Raw genomic sequence first — 22,831 nt, 5'->3', positions numbered from 1 at the left:
TTGGATGGACGAGGTACCTGAAATTAAATTCAGACCCAAAGATGAAAGCTTTGATGAGTGGCAGGATAGTATTGATCAAGGTACTCCGCCGGGATACCCTGGGCAGATGGATGGCCTATTACATTGCAGAAAAATGACTGTTTCACAGACAAAAAATGCTGAACAAAAAGCTGTAGCTGAAAAAGCCTGTATGGAAATCATACTCGCTGCTTAGAAGTACCACTAGGAACTTCAGCTAGAATCCAGGCCGCCTTATCACTTCAGAGAGAAAGTCTTTTTAGCCTTCCCCATGGATTTAAAACGTTAGTCAGGGCCTATCCGAACTAGATTTAGAATGGTGGTAGGATCGTTCGATAATAGGATAATAAAGAAATAAGATTTGAAATTAATTTACTTAACGTAATCAAATAAATATGGCACTTTCAAATGCACACGAAGGATATGAATACCAGGATCTGCTGACCTGCTATTTTATTCTCCAGGAAATATTGAATGAAAACGTCAGTGAGTTCTTCATTGACAGAAAAGAGTTCGCCGACGATAAAATTGATGACCTGACGATAATCCGGCAGGACAAAAAATTTAAAAAACAGATCAAATACAGTAACGCTGACAGCAATCACCGCCTTTGCAAAAATGATCTGTCCAGTGAAACGGCCTACCAGCTTTCCATAGACACTTTATATAAGGCCTGGCAAAACAATCCGCAGAAGGAAAATACAGAATTTCGCATCTGCTTGTCCTGGCTACCGCCCCAAGACACATTACTGGAGATATTGAATGAAAAAAGTGGGATCGGAACATTCAGCAATCATAAGACTACGGTTTACGAGATTGACGGAGCAAGGATATGGCCCGAAAATGCTGAGCCGCTAAGTTCATGGAGACGCTTCAAAGCGGAATCCCAGAATATAAATCGTGACAACTTTCTGCAATTCTGTAAGGCCATGATGATCGAAGTAGAGATGCCCAAACTGAGCCTCAATTTAGATCAGCCCGGAGAGCTGGAAGTTTTAGTACTTAACCAAGCCAGAAATTTGGGTGTTGGAATATTTCCCAACGATCACTGGAGGGTGGAAACATTCGTCCTGACGCTGCTTGCGATTATCAAAAGATCCCGAAGCAGGGGGCAAAACATCAGCTCCGGCAATTTATTCCATGAACTCAATCTGGTCACAGATTATGGATCAATAGCGCAAAACTTCCCCATCGTGGAACATGAAAATGTCCTGAGGAAGACCAAACTGAATGAGTTTGTTAAGGATACTCAGAGAAAAAGCAAAGTAATCCTGGTCGGTGAACCCGGAAGCGGAAAATCATGGTTCGTAGAAAACCTGACCAAAATTCTCCGTAAGCATGGGGCTAAGGTTGTCCGGCATTACTGCTATACCAAACTTGACGACTCTTATCAACAGGAAAGGATCAAAGTCAATGTATTTTATGGAAACCTGATTGCTGAACTTATTGAAACATTTCCGAGACTGAAAGAAATTAAAGAACAAAAATTCGCCAGCAATCTGAACGAACTGAATAGGTTGCTGCTCCATATTGATGAACCAACCTACGTTTTCATTGACGGCCTTGATCATATTGAGCGGATTGCGACCTATCGGAACTATTCAAATATCAGCAAGCAGGACATTGCGATCATTGAAAATATCGCCAAGCTAAAAGCCTCTCCAAATGTAAAAATTGTAGTAACCTCGCAATATATTGATCAACTCAGACTGATTAATGAATTCGAGATTGTCAGTTTGCCCGACTGGAAAGAAACCGATATCAAAAGACTCCTCAAAAACCGGGATATCAACAACCTGCTTTTAACGAAGGACCTAAAGCTATCCCGGTTTTTACTGGAAAAGAGCAATGGCAACCCGCTTTACCTGAAGTACCTTCTGGATGACATAGAAAAGCGCAAAAATCCAACCCTAGCCGAACTTCGGCTGCTACCAGACTATTCATTTAACCTCAGCCAGTATTACCAGTATCTGCTCAGTCAGCTAAACACCAGGGAGGAAGTGCCTCAGGTGCTTTCCGGAGTCAGCTTTAGTTTAACAAAAACCGAACTGCAGGAGATTACCCTCGCAGGTGATTATGTTGATGAATCTCTAAAGATCCTGTCACCAGTCCTAACCCTGAACCTGACTAAAAGTGGTTACAGGATCTACCATGAAAGTTTCAGAAGGTTTATTCTTGAGCATCTCAGGTCACGCAACATCCCGGTAGAAAAAAAGATTTTCAAACCCATTCAAGAGTGGTTCCAAACCAAGGACTTCTTTACCTACCGCAAAAGCTACCGGTATTTTCTACAGTTTTTGTTTGAAGGGGACAATTATACAGAAACCCTCGCATTGCTTAACCACACCTTTGTAACCGATAGTATAATCAACGGCTATTCCTGGGAACTGATCGAAAGGAATTATAAATACTTCGTTGACTCTGCTTGCCGGAGCAAGGATTTCAAGAACATCATCCTGCTCAATGAGATCAACAAAGTAATACACAGCTGCGCGGAGGATTTTGACGAAATGTTCTCACTCTACGCCGAGACCCTGGGCAAAATATTTGGCTATGGCACTGTCAGTGAATACCTGCTTTTTGACGGATTGCCAACCATGAGCCTTTATAAAGGCTTGCAGGCCTGTTATATATGTGATCAAAATGGCTCGGCAGCTCCCTGGAGCGTGTATATGGATTTTTTCAAGCCCGGAAAGCCAGTTAAACAGGAACAGTTCAAATATTTTTTGAGGGGGATGCTTGTACTGGATGAACGAAAGCGGATTGCCAAAATTGCGAAAAAATTGCTGAAAATTGGGGAAGGTGAGCTGAGTGAAACATTTAGGGAGGAATTCAAGCTGTTTAAAAATCAAAGCCAGATCAAAGAACTGCAATCGGAATTTCCAGCGATTGCCAAAATCATCGATTATCAGGAAGCTCCTTCTGTCGCAGTTGACCGTGATGAGATCATCAGGCTAGCTGGAGAAATCATCAGTTTCGACAATGTGTTCCATAAAGAAGAGGATATCATCATAAAATTCATAGAGGTCAGTCGTCTCCACAGTAATGATGATGAGCTGCATGAGGTTTTAGTAAAGCTTTTCAAAGGCAAAAATTGGTTTTATAACTGGTTGATTTATACAATAAAGATCATGAGGGTCAATTCGGACTCTGCCTATGCTGATGTCAAATCGGCATTTGATTACCTGGCATACGATACTGAACCATTTCGTGGTAAGCCTAGAACCTGCGATCTGTACTCCATCCACGGCATCATCCTGAACTCAATTCATCAGGGGCTGAATTTCCTGAAGACTTCGCAGCAGTGGAAAGAAACGATCGACACATTGGTTGAAGTCAGCAACAATGTTGCCACCAGTATTCAAAGGACCAATACCGGACCATTGACAACCGACAAGCTGTTCGGGATGCTTTCTGAATATGCCTGCCCAGAAAATATAGCCTACATCAACCAGGTTTTTGAAAGCATCACTGAACAAAAGGAAGAATATCACCTGCATGGTGACATTGCTGAATACAACCTTCGACTGGCATCTATCGCCGCCTTATCCAAGGATAAAGATAGAGCTTTGGGCTATTTCCAAAAGGCTATCCAATTTGCGCTCGCCTATACCATGAGAAAGGATATGACGCTGGTCGATGTGATAGAAGGAGTAAAGGCTTATGCTAGAGTATCACCTGTAAATATCAACGAAACGCTCCGGTTGAGCAGAATGATGGTCGATTCAGCCGTTGACCATACCGACGGCAAGGAAACCGCGTACTTTCCTGAACTCTGGTTTAAAAGTTTCCTCGAAATTGACCTGTCCCAATCTATGGTATATCTGCTGCATCAATTGGTTGCTTTAAGATACGATTGGCGGGCGGAAGGTTCACTGGTAGATCTGCTGGTAAAACTTGACGGATCGGTAAATCCTGAACTGGAAGCCTGGCTCGCATTGAGTTTCCCAGTACGTGACGGAAGTGATTTCATACAATACTGTCTGAACCTTTATCATAAATTACTGCCCTATAATCCTGCCCTTGCGGAAAAATTAGCTGCCAGGATCATTCCTGCCATGAGACCCAGAAACAACAGGCACCGGAGTGACGTCCTGGTCAGCGAGTACAACCAGACCCTGGGAAAGTCCTTTGGACAGGTTAAATACAAAAATGATCGAAACTATTCTACAGGCCAACAGCAACATTGGTATGATCATCTGGTAGAAAGGGCCGAGTTTTCTAACATGAGTGAAACCGAATTGCTTGCCTATTTTGAATCAGACAAACTTCAATCCGGCGACCTCAATTCACTGGGCTATGTACTGGATGGATTTCTGGAACTGACAGATTCTTTGAAAGAACTGGTTTCAACTATTGTCAACAAAAACAACAACAGGTATTCCGGCAAGCTCAGCCTAGATGATGTATTTGCTACCGGCAATGACATCGAGTGCTATTACTGGGTCTGCAGGTTCCTCAATGACCGCGGGGGTTGGTTCCAGAAGTTTGTTAATCAGGAAGCGTTTGTCAAAGCACATGCGCTCAACCCCGAAATGGCATTTACGCATCTTTTCGAACTACTTCCGGCCTATTTGGAAATAGGTTTCAGCAGTGAATTTTCAGCTAATCTGATTAAACTCCTTGTGGATCTTGGCTACGACAATAACACTATCGAAATGATGTGGCAAAATTTGATGACCATGACCTCTTATCGCCTGCCATCCCAGGACCAGATTGACTGGCAACAGGAAGCGGGCAACCCATTGGAAATGAATGATGAAGAAATATTGCTGTCAATACTGATCTGCCGTTACCGTGCAAACACCATTGAAAGATATCGGTTGACAACCGCTGCTCTGGAAATGTTTCTGGAAAGGCAACCTGAAAAGCTGATCAAACCATTTCAATGGTTCTTCGAGAACAGGAAACTGTTTGAAAAATCAACGGAATCCATCATCCTTCAGTTCATCATGGCCGAGAAAGACAAAGACCGTAACTTTCATAAGCATTTTGAAGAACAGCTCAAAAAAGGCTTTCCGTCTAGGTATTTTCACACCGATTTGATCATCGCAAAATTATATGGTTTAAAGGTCAGTCAGATCAGTCTTAACCCTAGTTTTTCTTATCCATCTATTTCAGAAGGTCATTACAACTATCTTTTCAATATGAACCGTAGGTTCAGGATCTACGAGGACTTCGGAGTGGACCTGGAACAGGCTTTTAGCAAGTTCAGCGAAACCTATGCTACCAGCTACGAAGATATTTTTGAAGCGTATGCAAACCGTGCGCATAAAAGAATGGTTCCGCATATTTACTTCGCAGAACACCAGCAAAGAATACTCAATGAAGATCATTACGATGAACTGAGAGATTGGTCAGAAATGGATTCTGAGGAGGGCTTAACTTATGGGTTGATGCTTGCAATCGATGCAATGGCCACGCATGGCAATGCATTTGGTTTGCGGCCTACTGACTTGAAACGGCCTCAGGAAATGGAAGTAACTTCAACTCACTCGTTGATAGACGAACAACCCGATTGGATCCGGATTGCGCACCAGGAGAATGAACTGCATGAAGGTGCTATCTTCAAACTTGAAGCCTATAAATCCTACGGAGCCGTTGTTTTTTCATCTGCGCCTAAAAAAAACCGGCTGCCTTATTCCAGATACTCTCCATTTCCATTTCAACTTTGGTGGAGGCGAAACATTGATTTTGAAATTGATGAAAACATTATATTTTCTATACTGCAGGACGACCCGATCGAGAATTTCAAGATATTGTGGTTGAATCCCAGCCTGGTTACGCAGCTTGGTTTGCGTACAGTGCGGACGCAGCAAGGCTTAGTAGCAAAAAACCATGAGGGTGAAATTGTGCTAAAAATGCGCACCTGGAGCTGCGACTACACAGGAGACGGATATCACAATAACCTCCGGGATGAAATTCCAAAGCTTACAGGAACCGACTTAATACTCAGGAAGGATTACTTTCAAAAGATCAAGACTTATTTCCCTGCGCAACCAATTTATGTTTCTAAAAGTGAAGAAGGAGATTTTTTTTAAGATGGAAATTAAAGAGAGCAATCCCATAGCGCTGAGAAAACAGAATTCATTTCCGGCAAATTGGATAACTTGGCTGAACTGAAATTCAATTAATGAACTGCTGAAATCCGCATTGAACGTTTTTAACACAGCGATAATCGGCAGGATTTTCCTGAACAGCAGACAGACGGTGGCGAAGCTTATTCGAAAAGATTGAATGTATTTTTTCTAGACTATTTTAATCTGGTATGGTTGTAGGGGTATCCGCTCGAAAAGAAAATTGAGCTTACTTTCTATAAACACCCAGAAAATTTTCTGCGGTTTTTATATTATGCCAAATTGGAGACCATTATTTTTAAAATAGCAAAATACTTGGGCTTGCCATAGAAGCAGAGAGGCAAGGCTTTAAGCTCAATTAAAAGTCCATCGATGAAAAAATAGATAAAAAAATATGTAACACTATAGCCTTACCTTTTAAGTTGCAAAGTAAGACTATCGTGTGACTAATTTAATTTGGCAAATACTTAAATAGGCTATAACGAAGGAAATTATTAGCGAGATATGGAGTATATATTGTACCTTTCTTTATTAATGGAAAACATATAGGAAATAAATTCTTTATTGATGGGACAACTCACTCTAGTATATGTATTTTAATAAAATGCTTGTTTAAAATCTTATATTTTATTAAATTCGGTATTATGTAGTAACTTAAATAAAGGAGGTGAATTATGGCATTAAAACCAGGCCCAAAAGAATTGCAGATTCTACAGGAAAGCCGGATCGTAGGCAACGGGATAACAAAAGCACTCCCGAGAATACCCCAAGTCTGAAGCCTTCCAAGAGTTCAAAAAAGTAGATTTTGGATGTTGAATCATCTTTAAAGACAAATTTAATATATGGCAAATTAATGAAGCTATTTTTTTAGATAGCATTGGAAGATTTATACTTTATTCAAAAAAAAAATTTTAAAAACTGAAATAATCCTCGTCTACTGACACCAATTTCCTTAGATCTTCTAAAAAATGGTTCGAAAATTGTCCCGACAGGACGACAAAGTAATAAAAGCTCTGACGAAAGTCGGGGCTTTTTTGTTTTTGGACACAGCCTAAAGAAAAATTGATTTTGAAAGAACTCAAATGAATTGCAATTTTTTGTTTTAAGCCACAGATTATAATAATTCCACTGATTGAAGAAGGCAAAATCAGACAGTCAAAATCAATACTCCTATTATTTATAAACTTTGCGACTCTGCGCCTTTGCGTGAAATAGTTCCTCGCAAAGACGCAGAGCCGCAAGCAAGGAACGAGCTAAGTGAAGCTAATTTTTTTGTATATTTAGATTCGTAAAAAATTAACTTATGAGCTCACCTCTTCTTACCGAACAAAAAATATTGGAAATTGAAAATCAACTTCGCGAAGCGATGAAGAAAAGCGATGTCGAAATTCTGGAACAATTGCTTCACGACGATTTGCTTTTTGTTCTTCCAAGCGGTGAAGTCATTACCAAGAAAACCGATTTGGAAACCCACAAATCCGGAAACCTGGTTTTAGAAGAAATCACTTCATCCATAGACTCTATAAAGCAAATCGACCAAAACGTTGTGGTTACGTTATCATCAAAGCTTAAAGGAAAAATGCTGGAGCAAAACTTTGAAGGGAATTTTCGTTATCTGCGGGTTTGGAAAATGTTTGACGGTCAATTAAAAGTTATTGCGGGAAGTTGTGTGGCGGTATAGAGGTAACTAGAAATAAAGTTCTGACTTTCCTTGGGGCTTTTTATTTGGACAACCCCTAACAAATCAATAACAGCCTATACTCCCCTTTTTCCACAGGAGCCCTATGCACACAAGGCAAAACCTTTTGCTCCGGATGATCAACTGCCAATCTCCAAAGATGTCCCAATCCTAAATTAACAGGTTCAGCATTTGGTTTAGCCTGATAATGCAGATCAAAATAATTCTCTTTTAAAAAATCTTCAAATTCTGATTCCGGTCCGTCGTGTAACTCTTTCAGCTTTTCACGAACTTCCGGAATCAGGATTTTTTGTAGGACCTCATCATTTGTTATAATATCACTTGCAGCTCCATAATAAGTACATAAAAAAGTATCTGTACCCACAGGCGAACGGTCTACATGCCAGGAATAGACATCGGTTGAAATAAAATCGAACTCCTCATCCCGTTCATAGCGTTTCAACAAATTAAGAGAAGGCGACGCTCCGAAATCGGTTAATAATTGCAGATCGTTTAAGATAATTTCTCTGGCTACACTCCCCTTTTCTGATAATTGTAATGTTAAAAGATCATCTACGGAAACTTCGGTAATATTTTGCTTTAATTGCAACTTAAACACAATTTCTTTAAAATCTCCGTCTAAATTTCTGTGCCAGCATAGTGCATTGGTATTTCCCTGAAAATCGGTATTCATCAATTCAGCAAATGTAGCAACTACTCCAACCTGTTTGTTATCAAAAAATCTGTTACTCATATTTTAATAAAGCCTGTTTACATTTTTTCATACATCCGTTTTGGCAAAATTTTTAAGAGTAAAGCAATCAAACTCCATCTTTTTGTTATGTAGGCTGTTCGTTTTTTATTACGAATTGCAGCATAGATTTGCTTTGCCGCTTTTTTGGGAGTTGCTACCCAAAACTGCCCATCACCCTTAGCCATATCGGTAGCAACAAAACCGGGACGAATATCGGTTACGGTCATGTCAAGTTTTGCTTTTCCAGCCTTTTGCCGTAATCCTTCCAGGTAATTAATCTGATAGGATTTGCTGGCATTATATGAGGGTGCAATACGATTGCCCCGTAAGCCCGCAAGCGATGTAATACCTACTAAATGTCCGGATTGCTGTTTTTCAAAGTATTGATAAGTCCAGTCTGCAACAAAGGTAAATCCGGTAACGTTAGTATCAATAGTCTTTTTTTCTATATCGAAGTCAAGTATAGGATTAAGGTCTCCTGTTCCGGAACTTATAACCAGCAAATCCATACCTCCTAATTTATAAACCAATTCATCGAGTTTATTTGAAAGCGTGTCGATTTCTGTAATGTCTAACTGTAAGATTTCAAAAGCTTGTGGATTTCCAGTCTGGATATCTTCAAGTAGTTGCTTTCTCCTACCCGTTAGGCCTACCTTATATCCGTTATTTGAAAGAATTTTGGCCAGTTCTTTTCCAATTCCGGATGTGGCACCAATGATAATTGCTTTTTTCATAAAAATGGCAAAGGCTTATTTTGCTTTTATGCCAAATATACGTAAAAGGATAAACAGGAATAAAGATACAATCCATTATCAATTTGCAGATTCAAAAATCTCGTTTTGACAGGTATTCTTTTATGTGATTTAGCAACGTTTAACTTCTTTTCAAAAGAAATAGTTTTGGATATAAAACAACAAAATCATGAACAATTGCAATACCATAAAATTGAAAAGCATCATATTTTATTATATTATAAACATTAACGTTTATACCTTAAAATACTTACTTTTAAAGTTAATTATTTTAAAAATACCGGTTAACTTACTGTTAAAAAGATTAAACCGCTAGGTCATGTAATTAAATTCTCTATATATTTACACCCTGAAAATAAGCACATATGAAAACACTTACAGGCCAAAATGATTTAGATTTTATCAAAGTCTTCCTCACAACAGGGATGTCCGGAACCTCAAAAATGGAAACAAATAAACGGCGCCTTATTACCTTTTATCAGTTATAGATAAGAATTACTCCCATTCTTGCAAGCAAACTGTTTTGACGGATTACATCCGTTCAAAAGCATACAATATGATTTCATCCTACATCCAATCGAAATAGGTTTCGAAATTCAATAGTCTTGCCTTATCTAAAAATTTTAAGCGTGTAACCCTTAACCGGAAACCCAGTCCTGCGGTTCCGCGGTAGCGTATTTTTATTTACTCATCTTTAATAGCATTCGACTGATTATGCAGTTTTCGGAAACAATTCCGCATCTGTCTATGAGTCCCTTTTGTAGCAATTCTACAGCAATCGCTGTCTGGAATAGCTTCTAATTTAATGATTCCTATAAAGAATCGGGATTGAGAACAAATTAAATTGATTTAAAGATGAGAAAATTACATTCTACTTATTTATTGGCCTTTTTGCTTTTGGGCTATATCCATAGCTTTGCAAACAAACATTTATCATCAAACAATGATGTGGCAACCGTATTGGCTACAAAATCTGTATTATACAGCTTTATTGACAATATGCCGGATGATAGTAGTGTATTCTATAAAAAAGACGCACACAATACAACCAGTAACAGTAGCACCTATAAAACTCCTATAGGTAAAAATTACCTTCAGAACACCAACGCAGCTACCGGCGTTACAGAAACAGTTTCAATACCGGAAGCCAATACTGTCGCCCCGGAAAACTTTATTACTGTTTGGGACATGAGCAAACCTCACGGACCGTTAGGTAGTTCTACGGCTTTGCGTTTTGGTATTACAACCTTGCCTAATACACCGGTTAACTATAGCTGGACCGCATCTAATGGCAATAGTGGTAGTGGCACTATACCTGCAAACAGTGCTCAGGCAACAATTATAGGTTTGCCTGCAAATGAATTAATTACATTAAGTATAGCACCTGAATTCACCGCTTTTAACCAAATTGAGCCAAAACGACTTGTGAACATTTCTCAATGGGGTAACGTAGCATGGAAAAGTATGGAAAATGCATTCTTAGCTTGTACTTACCTAAGAGTAACCGCTACAGATATTCCAAATCTTACAGGAGTAAGCAGCATGAAGGGGATGTTTTACGGATGTGCGGAACTTCAAACCGTTCCCAACATAGAAAGTTGGAATACTGAAAACATAACCGATATGTCCGCTTTGTTTAAGCAGGCTTTCGTTTTTAACGGCAATATAGGCAGTTGGAATACAGCGAATGTGACTACTATGGAAGGTCTTTTTCAAGACGCAAAAGCATTTAATCAGAATGTTGGCAACTGGGATACTAAAAAAGTGACCAATATGCGTGCTATGTTTTATCAGGCAGAAACTTTCAATCAGGACATCAGTCGTTGGAATACCATTTCAGTAAAAAATATGGACTTTATGTTTGGTTATACTTATACCTTCAATCAAAACATAGGCAACTGGAATACGGCAAACGTAACCAATATGGGTTATATGTTTCAGAATGCCAAAGTTTTTAATCAAAACTTGAGCAACTGGAATACAGCTTCCGTAACAGATATGAGAGAGATGTTTTACAGAACAGGTAGATTCAATCATGACCTTGGTAACTGGCAGCTTAATGCTTCTGTAAATATGGGTAGTATGTTCGATGAATCCAGTTTAGACTGCGTTAACTACTCAGCAACACTGAATGGCTGGGCCAACAATCCAAACACGCCTGCCGGACGCAGACTTGGAACATTGGGCCTACAATATGGCAACAATGTCACAGCATCAAGAACCTTTTTGACTAACACCAAAGGCTGGATTATTATTGGAGACAGCCCTAGCGGGCAAAGTTGCGGACGTTCACAAACCATTACAGTAGCCGATATGGTCAAAACCTACGGCGATATACCTTTTGTGCCAACGGCCACGGCAAGTTCCGGTCTGGAAGTCAGCTATATTTCCGCAGATAACAGTATTGCAGAAGCCTTTAGGGACAGTGCAGACAACAACAAATGGAAACTAAAAATCAAAAAAGCAGGACAAGTCAATATTACCGCAAAACAGCCCGGAAATGAAATATATACTCCGGCTCCGGATGTTATTTTTAGACTAACGATAAACAAAGCTCCTTTAAACGTAACAGCCGACGCCAGGTCAAAAGAATTTGGCACGGCAGATCCGGTACTGACCTTTACCACCAGCGGATTGGTAAATGGCGATACTCCGGCTGTAATTTTTGGCACTTTGCAAAGAGCCATTGGTGAAGCCATGGGCACTTATCCCATTACACAGGGAACCTTATCAGCAGCTAACTATACCATTAGCTATACCGGAGCCGATTTTACCATCACCAATGCTACCGGAGATTTTATTACCGTATGGGACATGACCAAAGCAAGTACCAATACAAGGATAACGATCAACATTACTACGTTACCATCGCCAAACAATCAGGTCAGATATTTCTGGACAGCGCCCGATGGCAGCACCGGTAGTGGCACCGTTACTACTTCGGGTAACCTTCAAATTACCATACCCGCCAATAAGCCAACGATTACACTTCACGTAAAACCTGAGAATCTGGCGGCTTTTAGTGTCTTTAACGACCCACGCCTTATCGACGTTGCCCAATGGGGAACCGCTGAATGGCGCAGTATGCAAAATGCGTTTGTACAGTGTTCTAACCTCGATGTTACAGCTACAGACATGCCAGACCTGAGCAGGGTAACCAATATGAGAAGCATGTTTGCGGACTGTTCCTCACTCACTGGTCCGGCCAACATAGGAAGCTGGAACACGTCAAATGTAACCAATATGATTCAGGTTTTTAGCAGGGCAACCCGTTTCAATCAGGACATCAGCAATTGGGATACACGAAATGTAACCACCATGGCTTACATGTTCAGAGGAGCCTCAGCCTTCAATCAGAATATCAGCGGCTGGAATACCGAAAAGGTGAACGATATGGAAGCAATGTTTCAGTTTGCTCAGGCATTTAACCAGAACATCAGCAGCTGGAACACAGCTAACGTAACCAATATGTCAAAGATGTTTTCATTTGCTTTGGTTTTCAATCAAGAGATTGGCAGTTGGAATACGTCAAAGGTAACCAACATGGAAGGCATGTTTCAATATGCCTACGCTTTTAATGGCAATATTGGCAACTGGAATACAGAAAATGTTACCAATATGGGAAGTATGTTTTCTTACACACAGGTCTTCAACCAGAACATAGGTAACTGGAATACAGCAAAAGTAACCTCTATGGGGGGAATGTTTTGGAACGCCTGGGTATTTAATCAGAACATAGGCAACTGGAATACAGCAAACGTGATCCATATGGGTTATATGTTTCGAGAGAGTCCGATATTTAATCAGGACATCAGTAACTGGAATACGGCAAACGTAACCAATATGGAGGAGATGTTTAGAAGTAATCCGGTATTTAATCAGAACATAGGCAACTGGAATACAGCAAACGTAACAACTATGGAAGCAATGTTTCAGGGAGCTCAGTCATTTAACCAAAACATAGGTGACTGGCAACTGAATCCTGTTGTAAAAATGACTAATATGTTGAGCCAGTCGGGTTTGGATTGTACCAATTATTCTGCAACGCTCAGAGGCTGGGCAGCCAATTCCAATACACCCTCAGGGCGTAACCTTGGAGCTTTATACAGACAATACGGCACCAGTGCCTTAGCAGCACGTACATCGCTGACCACCACCAAAGGCTGGACCATTACTGGCGACAGCCCAAGCGGTACTATCTGCGGAAGACCGTTTGTTACCGTTTGGGATATGAGCAGATCTTCTGAAAGCCAAAGCACGCCCACCAGCCTGCATTTTGGAATTACCACCTACCAAAATGCACCAGTAAGCTATATCTGGACATCATCAGGAGGTAGCAGTGGTAGTGGTACACTGACAACAAACAATTCCGCCCAGATAACAGGTCTGCCCGCCGGCGAAATCATCACTCTGAGTATTGGTTCTGAAATAAAAGCTATTAGTATCGCAGCCATCAGTAGCAACGACAAGCGACGTCTTGTAGACATTATCCAATGGGGTGACGTAGCCTGGAGCACAATGGAAAATGCCTTTAATGATTGTGTCAATCTCAATATTACCGCTACTGATATACCTGATTTGAGTGCAGTACGTTCTATGCGAAACATGTTTAGAAACTGCCAGTCGCTTACCGGTCCTGCTAACATCAACAGTTGGAATACAGCAAATGTAACCGATATGGAGGGTTTGTTTTACATTGCCGTTGCTTTTAATCAGGATATTAGCAGTTGGAATACGGCAAATGTGACCAACATGAGTTATATGTTTACTATTGCCAGATCATTCAATCAAAATATAAGCAATTGGAATACAGCAAATGTAACCGATATGAGCTATATGTTCAATAATACGAATGTTTTTAATCAGGACATTAGCAACTGGAGTACGGCAAACGTAACCAATATGAGTACAATGTTTGCCTATGCATTGGTCTTTAATAAAGATATCAGCAATTGGAATACATCAAATGTAACCAATATGAGCTATATGTTTAGAAATGCCGAAGCCTTTAACCAAAACATCAGTAGTTGGAATACCGCTGCCGTGACGGATATGACTGGGATGTTTTTTTATGCCAAAGCATTTAACCAGCCTATTGGCAACTGGAATACTGCTGTGGTAACCAATATGGAAATTATGTTTGCCAGTGCCAAAAATTTTAACCAGGATATTGGCAACTGGAATACCTCAGCAGTAACCAATATGAGCGGTATGTTTGATTCGGCAACTGCATTTAATAAACCCATAGGTAACTGGAATATTACTGCAGTGACCGATATGTCTGGTATGTTCAATTATGCAAGCTCCTTTAATCAGGACCTAAGCCATTGGAATGTTTCTTCAGTACTTCGTTTGGGATACATGTTTTTAAATGCTACTGCCTTTAATCAAAATATTGGCAACTGGCAGCTCAATCCAAATGTAGATATAACCAATATGTTAAGCAATTCAGGAATAGATTGCCAGAACTACTCGTTTACACTACAAGGATGGGCAAACAATCCAAACACACCATCAGGACGTGATCTGGGAGCTAGAGGCAGACAATACGGCACTAATGCTGAAAGGGCAAGAAACTTTTTAACCAACACCAAAGGCTGGACCATTACAGACGGCGGGCCAAGTGGGCAAAACTGCGGGCTTGATCAAACCATTACAGCTACTGATATGGTAAAAACCTACGGCGATGCGCCTTTTGTACCTACTGCTACGGCAAGTTCAGGGCTTGAGGTAAGCTACGTATCTGCTGATAACAGCATCGCAGAAGCCTTTCAGGACAGTGCAGACGGTAACAAATGGAAACTGAAAATCAATAAAGCAGGAGTAGTCAATATCACGGCAAAACAAATAGGTAACGATACCTACATTCCGGCGGCAGATGTCATTTTTACATTAACCATCAACAAGGCTCCTTTATCCATAACAGCAAATGCATTATCCAAAGAATACGGCACGACAGACCCGGCACTGACCTATACGGCTACCGGATTAGTGAATGGAGATGACCAGACTGCACTGACAGGAACATTGAGCAGAGCAGCCGGCGAAGCCGTAGGACTCTATGCTATATCTCAAGGGACATTAGATGCTGAAAACTATACCATTTCTTTCACCGGAGCAGACTTTACCATTACAGCCGCAACAGGAGACTTTGTCACGGTATGGGACATGAGCAAGCCAAATTCCGGCAATACGATCAGGTTTTATCCAACCATTTCTCCCGGCACATCAGTAGACTATTTCTGGAAAGCCTCGGGAGGTATCAGCGGTAGCGGAACAATTGCAGCAGGCACTTACGAAGTTAATATTTCCGGACTGCCTGTAAACGAAATCATTACCCTGAATCTCAAACCAGACAATCTCAAAGCAATTAAAATCAGAAACCCGCAGCTGAACCCTGAACGATTAAAATTGATTGATGTTACACAATGGGGTACGGTACAATGGAGTACAATGAAAAATGCGTTCATGGACTGTCATAACCTGAATATAACCGCAACTGATGTACCCGATTTGAGCAACGTTAGCGATATATCCAGTATGTTTCAGGGATGTTACTCCCTCAATGGCCCCGCCAATATAGGCACCTGGAATACAGCGAATGTAGCCAATATGTTCTATCTGTTTTATGGTGCACACATTTTTAACCAGAATGTAGGCAACTGGAATACACAAAATGTAACCAATATGTTCGGCATGTTTGCAAATGCTTATGCTTTCAATCAAAATATCAGCAGCTGGAATACACAAAATGTAACCAATATGTCCACCATGTTTAATTATGCCGTAGCATTTAATCAGGACATATCCAACTGGAATACATCGAATGTAACCAATATGTTTGCAATGTTTGCAAATGCTTATGCCTTTAATCAGCCTATTGGCGGCTGGAATACATCGAATGTAACCAATATGGGAAGTATGTTGTCAAATGCATATGCTTTCAATCACAATATCAGCAGCTGGAACACTTCAAATGTAACCAATATGGGAAGTATGTTTTATGGTACACGGGTTTTCAATCAGGACATCAGTGGCTGGGACACTCAAAAGGTAACTGATATGTCCGGCCTGTTTAATTATGCCCAAGCATTCAACCAAAATATAGGCAACTGGAATACCGCAAATGTAATCAACATGAGCTATATGTTTTCAGGCAATCGTGGCTTTAATAAGGATATAAGTAACTGGGACACGCAAAAGGTCACTAATATGTCCGGCATGTTTTATAATGCACAAACATTTAACCAAAACATAGGCACATGGCAACTCAACCCTGCTGTAACGATGGACAATATGCTGAACAATTCAGTAATGGATTGTCAAAACTATTCGTTTACGTTACAAGGATGGGCAGCCAATCCAAACACACCATCAGGGCTTAGCCTCGGAGCGGAAGGCAGACAATACGGAACCAATGCCGAAGCGGCAAGAACCCTATTGACCACTACCAAAGGCTGGACCATTACAGGTGACAGTCCAAGCGGAGAAAGCTGTGGATTATCGCAAACCATTACGGCTACTGATATGGTCAAAACCTATGGTGATATGCCTTTTGTACCTACTGCTACGGCAAGTTCAGGGCTTGAAGTAGGCTACGTATCTGCTGATAATAGCATAGCTGAAGCTTTCCAGGACAGTACAGACGGAAACAAATGGAAACTGAAAATCAATAAAGCAGGAGAAGTTGATATCACCGCAAAACAAGCGGGCAACGAAACCTATAATCCGGCAGCGGATGTTATTTTTAGATTGACAATCAACAAAGCGAATCTGACAGTAACCGCCGACACTATTAGCAAAATATACGGAACTGAAGACCCAATATTGACATACGTCACTAACGGATGGGTAAACGGAGATACAGAAACTGTATTAACTGGATTGCTTACCAGAACAGCCGGAGAAGATGTAGGAACCTACGCCATTGGACAAGGAACATTAAATGCTGAAAATTATATTATCTCTTACACCGGTGCTGATTTCAATATCACAAAAGCAACCTTGAACATTGTTGCAGATGCGAAATCAAAAGCCTACGGAACGGCTGACCCGGCATTGACCTATACCGTTACAGGGTTGGCAAACGGAGATGACCAAACGGTTATCACGGGAGAATTGTCAAGAATTGCAGGCGAAAATATAGGAACCTATGCCATCAACCAGGGAACACTGGCCGTAAGCGGAAACTATGACATCGCCTACACCGGGGCCGATTTCAACATCACAAAAGCAACCTTGAACATTGTTGCAGATGCCAAGTCAAAAGTATACGGAACGGCTGACCCGGCATTGACCTATACTTTTACAGGTTTGGTGAATGGAGATACCGATGCAGTAATTACCGGAAATCTAACAAGAACAGCCGGTGAAAACATAGGAACCTATGCCATCAACCAGGGAACACTGGCCGTAAGCGGAAATTACGACATTGCCTACACCGGTGCCGATTTCAACATCACCAAAGCAACACTGAACATCGTTGCTGATGCCAAGTCGAAAACCTATGGAACGGCTGACCCGGCACTGACCTATACCGTTACGGGATTGGCAAACGGTGACGACCAAACGGTTATCACGGGAGCATTGACAAGAACGGCAGGCGAAAACATCGGAACCTATGCCATCAACCAGGGGACACTGGCAGTAAGCGGAAACTATGACATCGCCTACACCGGTGCCGATTTCAACATCACAAAAGCAACCTTGAACATCGTAGCCGATGCGAAATCAAAAGCCTATGGAACGGCTGACCCTGTATTGACTTATACCGTTACAGGACTGGCAAACGGTGACGACCATACGGTTATCACGGGAACCTTGACAAGAATTGCCGGTGAAAACATCGGAACCTATGCCATCAACCATGGAACACTGGCAGTAAGCGGAAACTATGACATCGCCTATACCGGCGCGGATTTCAATATCACGAAGGCAACCCTGAACATCGTTGCAGATGCGAAATCAAAAGCCTACGGAACGGCTGACCCTGTATTGACTTATACCGTTACAGGACTGGCAAACGGTGACGACCAAACGGTTATCACGGGAACCTTGACAAGAACGGCAGGCGAAGACATAGGAACCTATGCCATCAACCAGGGGACACTGGCCGTAAGCGGAAACTATGATATCGCCTATACCGGTGCCGATTTCAACATCACCAAAGCAACACTGAACATCGTTGCTGATGCGAAATCGAAAACCTACGGAACGACTGACCCGGTATTGACATACACCGTAACAGGTTTAGTCAATGGAGATACACAGGCGGTACTTACCGGATCATTGGTAAGAACCGCAGGCGAAACTGCCGGAACCTACCCTATCACACAGGGGACACTAAACGCAGGAAATAATTATGACATCGTTTATACCGGAGCCGATTTTACCATTATGGAAACATTGGCCATAACAGATTCCTCCCAGACAAACGTAACATGTTATGGAAGTTCTGACGGTTCGGCTACAGTCAGCATATCCGGAGGAACGGCACCATACTCCTATTCATGGTCACCAAACGGAGGAACGGCGCCAACCGCAGCAGGACTGGCAGCAGGAATCTATACCGTTACGGTAACCGATGCCAACGGTTCCGTAATCACAAAGGTATTTACCATCACCCAGCCTCAGGAAGTAGTACCGCCTGTTGCGGAAGAAATACAGGAATTCTGTAGTACCGCCAATCCTACCATAAGCAACCTTGCAATACAGGGGACGCAGGTAAAATGGTATGCTTCTGCCAATGCAACACAGGAACTTCCAGGCAATACGCCGCTGGTAGACGGAACGACCTATTATGCCTCGCAAACGGTCAACGGATGCGAAAGCCCGGAAAGGACACTGGTCATCGTCACCCTGAACGACAGGCTGCCAACTCCGCAAGGAGCACCATTGCAAGAGTTCGAAGAAGGAGCTACCATAGCAGACCTTGTGGTAACGCCTGCAAATGTAACCTGGTACGCCAGCTACAATGACGCGGTAAACAATACCAACCCATTGCCTACCGCTACCCAACTGGTTGACGGGGCAACCTATTATGCCGTTGCTATTGAAGACGGGCATTGCCCGAGTCTTCCTCTTGCCGTTGCGGTAAATGCGGCACTGGGTGTTGGAAAACCGCAAAAATTGACCTTTAAGTACTATCCGAATCCGGTGGAAGATTACCTGAACATCCAGTGTTCGGAAACCATCGATTCGATTGAGGTATACAACCTCATGGGTCAGATGGTGAGAAAACACGACGACCATTCTGCGGAAGTAAGGCTATTCCTTGGCGATTTGCCTGACGGAACCTACGCCTTATCCGTCATGTCAAATGGAAAAAAATCGACTGTAAAAGTCGTCAAAAAATAAAATAGTAATAACCTAAAAAAAAGCACGCCCATATTTGGGCGTGTTTTTTTATTTATCCAGATTCAGGTTTCCCAAATCTGCGTAATCATTTTAATCTGTGGCTAAAATAAAAATTCTCAGGTGAACCTCTCTTTAATCTTCTCTCCTAAATTCAAAGGCTCCTTTTCTAAGGTTGATACCATATTCCAGATACGCTTTAAGACAGGCTAGAAAATTTGCCCAACCTTCCGTATTTCCCATCAGCCAGCTAATTCCTTCTTCATTATTTTCCATTCCTTTCTCAGTAACCGTTACAACAGTATCTTTTCCAAAAGACGATAAGGTTATTTCTACCAGATTTTTCTTTTTATTGACATCCCAATAATACGATACATACTTGTCCTTTTCGATTTTGCCAACCGTAATCGGGAATTGCATATCAAATTCAGGAAATTTCCATTCAATTTCTATCCCTTCCTCCATCCTACCCGAACCTTTCGCAATAAAATAATTTGCCATTTTTTCAGGATCAACAATCGCTTCAAACACTTCAGATACAGGCTTGAGTATTTGGATTGCTGCCTTAATGGTCAGTTCCTTTTTTTCCATAATTTTTATTTTTAATCTGCTATTTGTCAGCCCTATTAAAATTAATAAAATTCTGTTGCTTGTGGATTAATTTTTTCTCAATTAATCAGAACTCCAATTCTCCGCTGAAACATTTCCCTAAAAAACAAAAACCACTCTCAATATAATTTCTATTTTTGCCAAAAGAAAAACATAACACAACCCTTATGCTCATTATCGGAATTGCCGGCGGAACCGGAAGCGGAAAAACAACTGTTGTCCAACAAATTATGAACGAATTACCTCAGACTGAAGTTGGAATAATCTCTCAGGACTCCTATTACAGAGAAAACCATAATCTCAGTTTTGACGAAAGAGCACTCATCAATTTTGACCATCCAAGGGCCATCGATTTTGAATTGTTAGTTGCTCATTTAAAGGATTTAAAAGCCGGAAAAAATGTAGAACAGCCGGTTTATTCTTTTGTAACGCACAACCGTACTGAAGACACTATCAACACGCATCCAAGAAAAGTTATGATAGTTGAAGGCATCCTGATTCTTGCCAATCCGGAGCTTCGCGACATGTTTGATATAAAAATCTTTGTCCACGCTGATCCGGATGAACGTCTGATTCGCCGCCTCAAACGTGATATTGCCGAAAGAGGCCGCGACATGGAAGAAGTATTGAACCGCTACCAGACAACATTAAAACCAATGCACGAGCAATTTATCGAACCAACTAAAGCTTTTGCAGATATCATTATTCCAAACGACAAATACAATACCGTGGCCATTGATGTAGTCCGGGCCGTAATCAATCAGCGTATTTTATAATTTTTATTCCTAATTTTATAAAGTAAAAATTCAGGGATGAAAAATCCGTTCAAAAATATAATCAGCCGTTATCCTTTTCTGAGATTTCTCGGAAACAGATATGTATTGGTATTGGCGCTTTTTATAGCCTGGATGGTTTTTCTTGACAATTATTCCCTGCTAGACCATAGAATTCTTAACAAGGAAATAAAAGAACTGGAAGACAATAAAAAATATTATCAGGACGAGATTAAACTCGACGAAGAAAAAATAAAACTGCTCAAGAATCCTGATCAGATTGAAAAATATGCCCGTGAAAAATACTATATGAAACGCGACAGCGAAGACATATATATTATCGAATTTGAAGAAGACCTGCCAGAAGAAGAGCAAAGCAAATCATTATAATATTATCTCTGCGAAGATTAACAGTTTTAGCAGAACAACATAACCTAAAAATGGCCGACCATCTATTTGACGACTTCAATCCAGTAACTTCCAAACAATGGAAGCAGCAGATTCAGTACGAACTCAAAGGAGCAGATTATAACGAAACGCTAATCTGGGAAAGTCCGGAGGGCATCAAAGTAAAGCCCTTCTACCATATTGACGAATTTGAAAACCCGCTTTCTTTCTCAGAAAAAGAAACCGCTTTCAAAATAGTCCAGAATATTTTCGTACATGATTTGGATAAATCTGTAAATCGTGCCTTGGAAACCCTGTCCAGAGGAGCAGAAAGTATCGGGTTTACTATAGAAGATGAAAATCTGGATATAGCTAAACTATTGGAAAAACTTCCGTTAGAAACGATAACCGTTTACTTCCATTTATCATTCCTTTCAATCGATTTCGTCAAAAAAATCGACACCATTGCCAAAAACAGAAACGCCAACTTTTTTATACAAATTGACCCGATTGGAAAACTGGCAAAAGAGGGCAACTGGCACACGAATCTTGATTCCGACTTTAACCTTCTGAATAGAATTTCCATCTCTTGCCAAAATGCGAATTTCCTTAGCATTGACGGAAGCCTTTATCAAAATGCCGGAGCCAATATTGTCCAGCAACTGGCTTATATGCTAGCCCATGCCAATGAATACTTTAACCGGATGGCAACCGTTTCAAAGCCCATCACATTTCAGGTAGCTGTGGGAACAAATTATTTTTTCGAGATTGCAAAACTGCGTGCCCTACGCCTGCTTTTTGACCTTTTGGCTAAAGAATACGACCATAATTCAGGCTGCCACATACTTGCTGTCCCAACCAAAAGAAACAAAACACTCTACGATTATAACGTAAATATGCTTCGCACCACCACAGAATGCATGAGTGCGATTTTAGGCGGTGCGGATGCCGTTTCGAATCTGGCATACGATTCCTTATACCATAAAGACAACGAATTTGGGGATCGCATTTCAAGAAACCAACTTCTGGTACTAAAACACGAAAGCTATTTTGACAAGGTCAATAATCCGGCAGACGGAAGCTATTATATAGAAACATTAACAGAGCAATTAGCCGAAAAAGCTTTAGCCCTGTTCAAAGACATCGAAGCAAACGGTGGTTTAATTACACAATTGATTGAAGGCACTATTCAAAGAAAAATTCAGGAGAGTGCTGCAAAAGAACAGGATTTGTTTGATTCAGGAAAAGAAATCCTGTTGGGAACCAATAAATATCCTAACAAAAATGACAGGATGAGCCACGACCTGGAGCTATTTCCTTTTGTAAAATCAAAACCTAGAAAAACGCTGGTAACACCAATCATAGAAAAACGATTGGCAGAAAAAATGGAACAGGAACGTTTGGAAAGCGAAAAAGAAAACGGATAAGGT

Annotated in this window: 10 protein-coding genes; 7 read left to right on the top strand and 3 right to left on the bottom strand. The window is 41.0% G+C overall.

Features of this window, described 5'->3' with window-relative positions; translation table 11 throughout:
• The first annotated feature begins 4 nt into the window (after positions 1-4).
• The 3 genes from B0G92_RS06770 to B0G92_RS06760 all read left to right on the top strand — a co-directional run bounded on the left by B0G92_RS06770 (position 5) and on the right by B0G92_RS06760 (position 7,776).
• Positions 5-214: a hypothetical protein gene (locus B0G92_RS06770; RefSeq protein ID WP_143395000.1), complete on the top strand. Its 210-nt coding sequence runs from the start codon at positions 5-7 to the stop codon at positions 212-214.
• Positions 215-413: 199 nt separating this feature from the next.
• Entirely contained in the window at positions 414-6,059 is a 5,646-nt protein-coding gene (locus B0G92_RS06765) for a P-loop domain-containing protein (RefSeq protein ID WP_101471535.1), read from the top strand.
• Positions 6,060-7,398: 1,339 nt separating this feature from the next.
• Positions 7,399-7,776: a nuclear transport factor 2 family protein gene (locus B0G92_RS06760; RefSeq protein WP_101471534.1), complete on the top strand. Its 378-nt coding sequence runs from the start codon at positions 7,399-7,401 to the stop codon at positions 7,774-7,776.
• Between the two features lie 55 nt (positions 7,777-7,831).
• On the opposite strand, the gene B0G92_RS06755 is transcribed toward B0G92_RS06760, so the two are convergent.
• Complete coding sequence (locus B0G92_RS06755; protein ID WP_101471533.1) at positions 7,832-8,527, bottom strand: DUF1826 domain-containing protein; 696 nt, start codon at positions 8,525-8,527, stop codon at positions 7,832-7,834.
• A gap of 17 nt (positions 8,528-8,544) precedes the next feature.
• Positions 8,545-9,261, bottom strand: a complete 717-nt coding sequence (locus tag B0G92_RS06750; RefSeq protein WP_101471532.1) for an SDR family NAD(P)-dependent oxidoreductase — start codon at positions 9,259-9,261, stop codon at positions 8,545-8,547.
• 873 nt (positions 9,262-10,134) lie between these two features.
• Here B0G92_RS06750 and B0G92_RS06745 point away from each other — a divergent pair.
• Positions 10,135-19,635, top strand: a complete 9,501-nt coding sequence (locus B0G92_RS06745; RefSeq protein WP_101471531.1) for a BspA family leucine-rich repeat surface protein — start codon at positions 10,135-10,137, stop codon at positions 19,633-19,635.
• A 132-nt stretch (positions 19,636-19,767) separates the two neighbouring features.
• Here B0G92_RS06745 and B0G92_RS06740 read toward each other — a convergent pair whose 3' ends face one another.
• Positions 19,768-20,223: an SRPBCC domain-containing protein gene (locus B0G92_RS06740; protein ID WP_101471530.1), complete on the bottom strand. Its 456-nt coding sequence runs from the start codon at positions 20,221-20,223 to the stop codon at positions 19,768-19,770.
• Positions 20,224-20,408: 185 nt separating this feature from the next.
• Between B0G92_RS06740 and udk the strand changes: the two genes are divergently transcribed.
• From udk to B0G92_RS06725, 3 genes are read left to right on the top strand one after another with little or no spacing between them, the layout of a single operon-like run.
• On the top strand, positions 20,409-21,017 hold the full coding sequence (gene udk, locus B0G92_RS06735; RefSeq protein ID WP_056069670.1) for a uridine kinase: 609 nt from the start codon (positions 20,409-20,411) through the stop codon (positions 21,015-21,017).
• A gap of 36 nt (positions 21,018-21,053) precedes the next feature.
• Positions 21,054-21,404 carry an FtsB family cell division protein gene (locus tag B0G92_RS06730; protein WP_056069665.1) on the top strand — a complete coding sequence of 117 codons (351 nt, stop codon included), beginning with the start codon at positions 21,054-21,056 and terminating at the stop codon, positions 21,402-21,404.
• Between the two features lie 50 nt (positions 21,405-21,454).
• A complete protein-coding gene (locus B0G92_RS06725) occupies positions 21,455-22,828 on the top strand; it encodes a methylmalonyl-CoA mutase subunit beta (RefSeq protein ID WP_101471529.1) in 1,374 nt (457 codons plus the stop codon).
• Positions 22,829-22,831 lie beyond the last annotated feature (3 nt).

Source organism: Flavobacterium lindanitolerans, assembly GCF_002846575.1.
GTDB classification, from domain to species: Bacteria; Bacteroidota; Bacteroidia; order Flavobacteriales; family Flavobacteriaceae; genus Flavobacterium; species Flavobacterium lindanitolerans.
This window is presented reverse-complemented; position numbering and strand designations above follow the sequence as displayed.

Bases quoted from the DNA above. Each gene is read 5' to 3' on its own strand.
- B0G92_RS06765 (WP_101471535.1), top strand. From the start codon at position 414: ATGGCACTTTCAAATGCACACGAAGGATATGAATACCAGGATCTGCTG.
- B0G92_RS06755 (WP_101471533.1), bottom strand. From the start codon at position 8,527: ATGAGTAACAGATTTTTTGATAACAAACAGGTTGGAGTAGTTGCTACA.
- B0G92_RS06760 (WP_101471534.1), top strand. From the start codon at position 7,399: ATGAGCTCACCTCTTCTTACCGAACAAAAAATATTGGAAATTGAAAAT.
- B0G92_RS06730 (WP_056069665.1), top strand. From the start codon at position 21,054: ATGAAAAATCCGTTCAAAAATATAATCAGCCGTTATCCTTTTCTGAGA.
- B0G92_RS06745 (WP_101471531.1), top strand. From the start codon at position 10,135: ATGAGAAAATTACATTCTACTTATTTATTGGCCTTTTTGCTTTTGGGC.
- B0G92_RS06750 (WP_101471532.1), bottom strand. From the start codon at position 9,261: ATGAAAAAAGCAATTATCATTGGTGCCACATCCGGAATTGGAAAAGAA.
- B0G92_RS06740 (WP_101471530.1), bottom strand. From the start codon at position 20,223: ATGGAAAAAAAGGAACTGACCATTAAGGCAGCAATCCAAATACTCAAG.
- udk (WP_056069670.1), top strand. From the start codon at position 20,409: ATGCTCATTATCGGAATTGCCGGCGGAACCGGAAGCGGAAAAACAACT.
- B0G92_RS06770 (WP_143395000.1), top strand. From the start codon at position 5: ATGGACGAGGTACCTGAAATTAAATTCAGACCCAAAGATGAAAGCTTT.
- B0G92_RS06725 (WP_101471529.1), top strand. From the start codon at position 21,455: ATGGCCGACCATCTATTTGACGACTTCAATCCAGTAACTTCCAAACAA.